This window comes from Bradyrhizobium barranii subsp. apii (assembly GCF_011516635.5).
GTDB classification, from domain to species: domain Bacteria; phylum Pseudomonadota; class Alphaproteobacteria; order Rhizobiales; family Xanthobacteraceae; genus Bradyrhizobium; species Bradyrhizobium barranii.
Genome location: NZ_CP096256.1, coordinates 447,601 through 455,818, shown reverse-complemented (window position 1 = coordinate 455,818; position 8,218 = coordinate 447,601). Strand labels below are relative to the sequence as shown.

Sequence of the window (8,218 nt, the reverse complement as noted above, 5' to 3'; positions counted from 1 at the left end):
CGTGGCTATCTGAACCGGCCGGAGCTAACGGCAGAGCGGTTCATCACCAGTCCCTTTGTGGACGGCGATCGGCTGTACAGGACCGGCGACCTGGCGCGCTATTTGCCGGACGGCAATCTGGAGTTCCTGGGCCGCAATGACGACCAGGTGAAGATCCGCGGCTTCCGCATCGAGCCGGGCGAGATCGCGGCACGGCTGGTCGAGCACGCCTGGGTGGGCGATGCGGTGGTGGTGGCGCGCGAGGATCACACTGGCGAGAAGCAGCTTGTGGCCTATGTGGTGACTGCGTCCGAGCCTGGATCGGACAAGGCAGATGGCGACGCACTGGCCGGCACCTTGCGCGCGCATGTGAGTGCGCAGCTGCCGGACTACATGGTGCCGTCGGCGTTCGTGCGGCTATCGGCACTGCCGCTGACGGTGAACGGCAAGCTCGATCGCCAGGCGCTGCCGGCGCCCGCTGACGATGCCTATGCGCGGGCCGCCTATGAGGCGCCGCGCGGCGCGACCGAGACGGCGCTGGCAGAGATCTGGGCGGAGCTTCTCGGGGTCGAGCGGGTCGGACGCCACGACAACTTCTTCGAGCTCGGCGGCCACTCGCTCCTGGCAGTGCAGCTCTTGAGCCGGCTGCGGCGGCTGTCGCTCGGGGTGGAGGTGCGCACCCTGTTCGCCACGCCGGTGCTGGCCGATCTTGCCGCAAGCCTTGGCCGTCCTCATGAGGTGGCGGTGCCTGCCAACCTGATCAGCGAGCAGAGTACGGCGATCACGCCAGAGATGCTGCCGCTGATCGAGGTTACGCAGGGCGAGATCGACCGGATCGTCGCCACGGTGCCGGGTGGCGTCCGCAACATCCAGGACATTTATGCGCTGTCGCCGCTGCAGGAGGGCATCCTGTTCCATCATCTGCTGGCCAGCCGGGGCGATCCCTATCTGCTGGTGTCGCAGATGGCGTTTGCCGACCGGAGCCTGTTGGAGCGCTATCTTGGTGCGGTTCAGCAAGTGGTGGACCGGCACGACATCCTGCGCACGGCCTTTGTCTGGGAAGGACTGTCGAGCCCGGCCCAGGTGGTGTGGCGTCGTGCGTCGCTGGAGGTGAGCGAGGTCGAGCTGGATGGCTGTGATGGCTCCGGTGCCGATGAGCTCCGGCGGCGGTTTGATCCGCGCCGGCAGCGCATCGATCTTGGCCGGGCCCCCTTGTTGCGGTTTGTGACCGCGCGCGATCCCGGCAGCGGGCGCTGGCTGCTGCTGGAGCTGCAGCATCATTTGATCGGGGATCACACGACGCTGGCAGTGATGCATGCCGAGGTGCGGGCCATACTGGCAGGGCGGGCCTATGAACTGGCCGCGCCGCTGCCGTTCCGTAATCTGGTGGCGCAGGCGCGTCTTGCCGTTGATGCCAAGGCGCATGAAGAGTTCTTCCGAGGGCTGCTGGCCGACATCGACGAGCCGACCATGCCGTTCGGGCTAAGCGAGGTCTACGGCGACGGCAGCGGCGTCAGCGAGGCGCATCGGATGTTGCCGCAGGCGCTCAACGCGCGGCTGCGCGAACAGGCGCGGCGGCTCGGGGTGAGCCTGGCCAGCCTGTGCCATCTCGCCTGGGGGCAGGTAGTGGCGCGCAGCAGCGGGCGAGAGCAGGTGGTGTTCGGCACGGTGCTGTTCGGCCGGATGCATGCGGGTGCGGGTGCCGACCGCACAATGGGCCTGTTCATCAACACCTTGCCTGTGCGGCTTGCCCTGGACGAGACCGGGGTTGCGGCGAGCGTGCGCAGCACCCACGCGCAGCTTTCCGAACTGCTGGCGCACGAGCATGCCTCGCTGGCGCTGGCGCAACGCTGCAGCGGCGTTGCGGCGCCGGCGCCGTTGTTCAGCGCGCTGTTGAACTATCGCCATAACAAGCCGGCGGCCACGTCCAGCTCCGGAACGGATGATGTCCTGTCGGGCGTGGAATGGCTCGGCGGCGAGGAGCGCACCAACTATCCCATGACCCTGTCGATCGAGGATTATGGCGAGGCGCTCGGCCTGACGGCGCAGGTGGCGGAGCCTGTCTCTGCGGATCGGGTCTGCGGCTATATGCAGCGGGCGCTCGAGCAATTGGCGGAGGCGCTGGAGCATGCCCCCAACACGCCGGTGCGCGAACTCGACATCCTGCCGGCCGACGAACGCAGCTATTTGCTGGAGGAGTTGAACCGGACGGCGGCGCCGTATCCGTCAGACAAGTGCATCCACGAGCTGTTCGAGCAACAGGTCCGGCGCGCACCCGAAGCGGTCGCGCTCGTCCATGAGGACGAGCGCCTGAGCTATGGCGAGCTCAATGCGCAGGCCAACCGGCTGGCGCATCATCTGATCGCGCTCGGGGTCAGGCCGGATCAGCCGGTGGCGATCTGCCTTGCGCGCAGCCCGGCGATGGTGGTGGGGCTCTTGGCGATCCTGAAGGCGGGCGGCGCCTATCTGCCGCTGGATCCGGCCTATCCGTCTCAGCGGCTGCGTCAGGTGCTGGGCGATGCCGCGCCGCAGCTGCTGCTTTGTGATGCGGCCGGCCGCGCCGCGCTCGGGACCGAGGCGCTGGCCGATGTGACGGCGCTCGATCTGGATGCGGCCACCCCGCCCTGGGCCGCGCTGGCTGTCTCTGATCCCGAGCCGCGCGCCCTCGGCCTCACATCGCGCCATCTCGCCTACATCATCTACACCTCTGGCTCAACCGGTACCCCCAAGGGCGTCATGGTCGAGCATGCTCAAATTGCTCGTCTGTTCGAGGCGACCCAGGACCGGTATCGCTTCACCGAACACGACGTATGGTGCCTATTCCATTCCATCTCGTTCGACTTCTCGGTGTGGGAATTATGGGGTGCACTGCGCTATGGCGGACGTTTGATTCTCGTGCCAAGTCATGCCGCCCGTTCTGCTCCCGAGTTTCATGAACTAATCTGCAAGTCTGGCGTCACGGTTCTCAACCAGACCCCGTCGGCTTTCAAAGCTTTCATCGAAGTAGAAGGTAAGAATGGAGCTGAAAATCGCCTTCGCTATGTGATTTTTGGTGGGGAGGCTCTCGAGCCATCCATTCTAAAGCCGTGGTACGCAAGGCATTCAGACAGCGTTCCGCAATTGATCAACATGTACGGCATCACGGAAGCTACCGTGCATGTAACCTATCGACCTCTTAATCAATCTGACACCTCCAAGTCGGCCAGTCCGATCGGAGAGCCCATCCCCGATCTTCGGTTGTACTTGTTGGATCAGTTCGGCCAGCCTGTGCCGTTTGGTGCGGTGGGTGAGCTTTACATCGGCGGAGCGGGGGTTGCGCGTGGCTATCTGAACCGGCCGGAGCTAACGGCAGAGCGGTTCATCACCAGTCCCTTTGTGGACGGCGATCGGCTGTACAGGACCGGCGACCTGGCGCGCTATTTGCCGGACGGCAATCTGGAGTTCCTGGGCCGCAATGACGACCAGGTGAAGATCCGCGGCTTCCGCATCGAGCCGGGCGAGATCGCGGCACGGCTGGTCGAGCACGCCTGGGTGGGCGATGCGGTGGTGGTGGCGCGCGAGGATCACACTGGCGAGAAGCAGCTTGTGGCCTATGTGGTGACTGCGTCCGAGCCTGGATCGGACAAGGCAGATGGCGACGCACTGGCCGGCACCTTGCGCGCGCATGTGAGTGCGCAGCTGCCGGACTACATGGTGCCGTCGGCGTTCGTGCGGCTATCGGCACTGCCGCTGACGGTGAACGGCAAGCTCGATCGCCAGGCGCTGCCGGCGCCCGCTGACGATGCCTATGCGCGGGCCGCCTATGAGGCGCCGCGCGGCGCGACCGAGACGGCGCTGGCAGAGATCTGGGCGGAGCTTCTCGGGGTCGAGCGGGTCGGACGCCACGACAACTTCTTCGAGCTCGGCGGCCACTCGCTCCTGGCAGTGCAGCTCTTGAGCCGGCTGCGGCGGCTGTCGCTCGGGGTGGAGGTGCGCACCCTGTTCGCCACGCCGGTGCTGGCCGATCTTGCCGCAAGCCTTGGCCGTCCTCATGAGGTGGCGGTGCCTGCCAACCTGATCAGCGAGCAGAGTACGGCGATCACGCCAGAGATGCTGCCGCTGATCGAGGTTACGCAGGGCGAGATCGACCGGATCGTCGCCACGGTGCCGGGTGGCGTCCGCAACATCCAGGACATTTATGCGCTGTCGCCGCTGCAGGAGGGCATCCTGTTCCATCATCTGCTGGCCAGCCGGGGCGATCCCTATCTGCTGGTGTCGCAGATGGCGTTTGCCGACCGGAGCCTGTTGGAGCGCTATCTTGGTGCGGTTCAGCAAGTGGTGGACCGGCACGACATCCTGCGCACGGCCTTTGTCTGGGAAGGACTGTCGAGCCCGGCCCAGGTGGTGTGGCGTCGTGCGTCGCTGGAGGTGAGCGAGGTCGAGCTGGATGGCTGTGATGGCTCCGGTGCCGATGAGCTCCGGCGGCGGTTTGATCCGCGCCGGCAGCGCATCGATCTTGGCCGGGCCCCCTTGTTGCGGTTTGTGACCGCGCGCGATCCCGGCAGCGGGCGCTGGCTGCTGCTGGAGCTGCAGCATCATTTGATCGGGGATCACACGACGCTGGCAGTGATGCATGCCGAGGTGCGGGCCATACTGGCAGGGCGGGCCTATGAACTGGCCGCGCCGCTGCCGTTCCGTAATCTGGTGGCGCAGGCGCGTCTTGCCGTTGATGCCAAGGCGCATGAAGAGTTCTTCCGAGGGCTGCTGGCCGACATCGACGAGCCGACCATGCCGTTCGGGCTAAGCGAGGTCTACGGCGACGGCAGCGGCGTCAGCGAGGCGCATCGGATGTTGCCGCAGGCGCTCAACGCGCGGCTGCGCGAACAGGCGCGGCGGCTCGGGGTGAGCCTGGCCAGCCTGTGCCATCTCGCCTGGGGGCAGGTAGTGGCGCGCAGCAGCGGGCGAGAGCAGGTGGTGTTCGGCACGGTGCTGTTCGGCCGGATGCATGCGGGTGCGGGTGCCGACCGCACAATGGGCCTGTTCATCAACACCTTGCCTGTGCGGCTTGCCCTGGACGAGACCGGGGTTGCGGCGAGCGTGCGCAGCACCCACGCGCAGCTTTCCGAACTGCTGGCGCACGAGCATGCCTCGCTGGCGCTGGCGCAACGCTGCAGCGGCGTTGCGGCGCCGGCGCCGTTGTTCAGCGCGCTGTTGAACTATCGCCATAACAAGCCGGCGGCCACGTCCAGCTCCGGAACGGATGATGTCCTGTCGGGCGTGGAATGGCTCGGCGGCGAGGAGCGCACCAACTATCCCATGACCCTGTCGATCGAGGATTATGGCGAGGCGCTCGGCCTGACGGCGCAGGTGGCGGAGCCTGTCTCTGCGGATCGGGTCTGCGGCTATATGCAGCGGGCGCTCGAGCAATTGGCGGAGGCGCTGGAGCATGCCCCCAACACGCCGGTGCGCGAACTCGACATCCTGCCGGCCGACGAACGCAGCTATTTGCTGGAGGAGTTGAACCGGACGGCGGCGCCGTATCCGTCAGACAAGTGCATCCACGAGCTGTTCGAGCAACAGGTCCGGCGCGCACCCGAAGCGGTCGCGCTCGTCCATGAGGACGAGCGCCTGAGCTATGGCGAGCTCAATGCGCAGGCCAACCGGCTGGCGCATCATCTGATCGCGCTCGGGGTCAGGCCGGATCAGCCGGTGGCGATCTGCCTTGCGCGCAGCCCGGCGATGGTGGTGGGGCTCTTGGCGATCCTGAAGGCGGGCGGCGCCTATCTGCCGCTGGATCCGGCCTATCCGTCTCAGCGGCTGCGTCAGGTGCTGGGCGATGCCGCGCCGCAGCTGCTGCTTTGTGATGCGGCCGGCCGCGCCGCGCTCGGGACCGAGGCGCTGGCCGATGTGACGGCGCTCGATCTGGATGCGGCCACCCCGCCCTGGGCCGCGCTGGCTGTCTCTGATCCCGAGCCGCGCGCCCTCGGCCTCACATCGCGCCATCTCGCCTACATCATCTACACCTCTGGCTCAACCGGTACCCCCAAGGGCGTCATGGTCGAGCATGCAAACGTATTGAATTTCCTATATGCTCTTTCGGACATATTAAGGATCACGGAGCAGGATGTATTCCTAGCCACTACGTCCATCTCATTTGATATCGCAGGACTGGAGCTATTTCTTCCATCGTGCACGGGAGCCACAATCGTCCTAGCCAGCCGTAAAGCTGTTACGGATGCTACGGCGTTGCATCACCTTCTGAATCAGCGCAAAATTTCTATGATGCAGGCCACGCCAGCAACGTGGGGTTTGCTGTTGGATGCCGGTTGGCAAGGAAAACCGGGCTTAAATGTATTGTGCGGAGGTGAAGCGCTACCTGCGAGTCAGTCGTCGCGGCTTAGGAGAGGGGTGGCGTCTCTAAGAAATCTCTACGGTCCGACCGAAACAACGATCTGGTCGTCCAGTTTTGTTATTGACGCGAGGCTCGGTGTTTCTCATCACAACATCCCGATTGGCCGTCCGATTGCCAACACGCGTGTGTATCTGCTGGACGGCCATGGCGCGCCTGTGCCGTTTGGTGCGGTGGGTGAGCTTTACATCGGCGGAGCGGGGGTTGCGCGTGGCTATCTGAACCGGCCGGAGCTAACGGCAGAGCGGTTCATCACCAGTCCCTTTGTGGACGGCGATCGGCTGTACAGGACCGGCGACCTGGCGCGCTATTTGCCGGACGGCAATCTGGAGTTCCTGGGCCGCAATGACGACCAGGTGAAGATCCGCGGCTTCCGCATCGAGCCGGGCGAGATCGCGGCACGGCTGGTCGAGCACGCCTGGGTGGGCGATGCGGTGGTGGTGGCGCGCGAGGATCACACTGGCGAGAAGCAGCTTGTGGCCTATGTGGTGACTGCGTCCGAGCCTGGATCGGACAAGGCAGATGGCGACGCACTGGCCGGCACCTTGCGCGCGCATGTGAGTGCGCAGCTGCCGGACTACATGGTGCCGTCGGCGTTCGTGCGGCTATCGGCACTGCCGCTGACGGTGAACGGCAAGCTCGATCGCCAGGCGCTGCCGGCGCCCGCTGACGATGCCTATGCGCGGGCCGCCTATGAGGCGCCGCGCGGCGCGACCGAGACGGCGCTGGCAGAGATCTGGGCGGAGCTTCTCGGGGTCGAGCGGGTCGGACGCCACGACAACTTCTTCGAGCTCGGCGGCCACTCGCTCCTGGCAGTGCAGCTGCTCAGTCGAGCGCTTAATCTTGGAATGAAGTTTAATGCCGCCGATCTCTTCCAGGCTCCTGCCCTGAAGCACCTTGCATCGAGGATTGAGTTGGACCCGCAAGGTCATACAGCTGGAGTACTACCCGTTCGGCCGACGGGAACGCAACCGCCACTCTTCTTTGTTCCGACAGGTTACGGAGATTATTCGTATGTCCTCACTTTGGCAAAAGAAATGGATGTGAACTGCCCGATCTATGCTTTGCCATGGCCATCTTTCATTGAACTTCGTCAACCAACTCTCGATGCGATCGCCGCGGAGGTAATCGTCGCGATTAGAAAGATCCAGCCGCAAGGTCCGTATCGCTTCGCTGGTTACTCCTCAGGGGCAATCTTGGCTTATGCGATTGCCAAACACCTGCTAAGTCGCGGGGAAGCTGTCTCGTTTATGGCGTTCATCGATGTCACGCTACCTGCAAATGCATCGAGTAGGTCCGATGCCCAAGTAGCATTGGATATGATATTCGAGCCCCTCGAGTCTTTAGATGATGAGCGGTTCAAATTGCTGGAGAAAACTTCTGAAAACAGTTCGGTTGCTGAGTTGTTTGAAAAGGCGCAGCAAATTGGGGCCATAGCTTCAGATCGCGATCTCTATGACAAAGCCTTGAGGTATGTCTATTTTCACAGGGCACTACGATGCTATCGAGCCCCGACCCTGCCAATTGAGATCCATCAGTTTTATGCAGCTGATGCTTTCCCAAATCGTCGTGTGCGGGGCAAGAACTCAATCGATCCAGAGGCAAGCTCGATCATGCGCGGCTGGGACCGCGTTTTGAGTGGGGCGGCCATTCATGCAGTTTCAATTCCAGGCAATCACGTAACGATGATGAGCAGCCCAGAAAACCGCGATGTTCTGGCACACATGTTATCAACAGCCTTGAATGATTCGCCAGCAAACACGCCGAACTGCACCTCGTTTTTACCGGACACCCGCGTTAGCCGGAGGAGCTAGGTCTGGCCTAGGCATACGCCTATGTCTGAGATGTTTT

The 8,218-nt window shown here is 64.0% G+C and carries 1 protein-coding gene; it reads left to right on the top strand.

Features of this window, described 5'->3' with window-relative positions; genetic code table 11:
- The first annotated feature begins 57 nt into the window (after positions 1-57).
- Positions 58-8,181, top strand: a complete 8,124-nt coding sequence (locus HAP41_RS49045) for a non-ribosomal peptide synthetase (RefSeq protein ID WP_248577266.1) — start codon at positions 58-60, stop codon at positions 8,179-8,181.
- Positions 8,182-8,218: the final 37 nt, after the last annotated feature.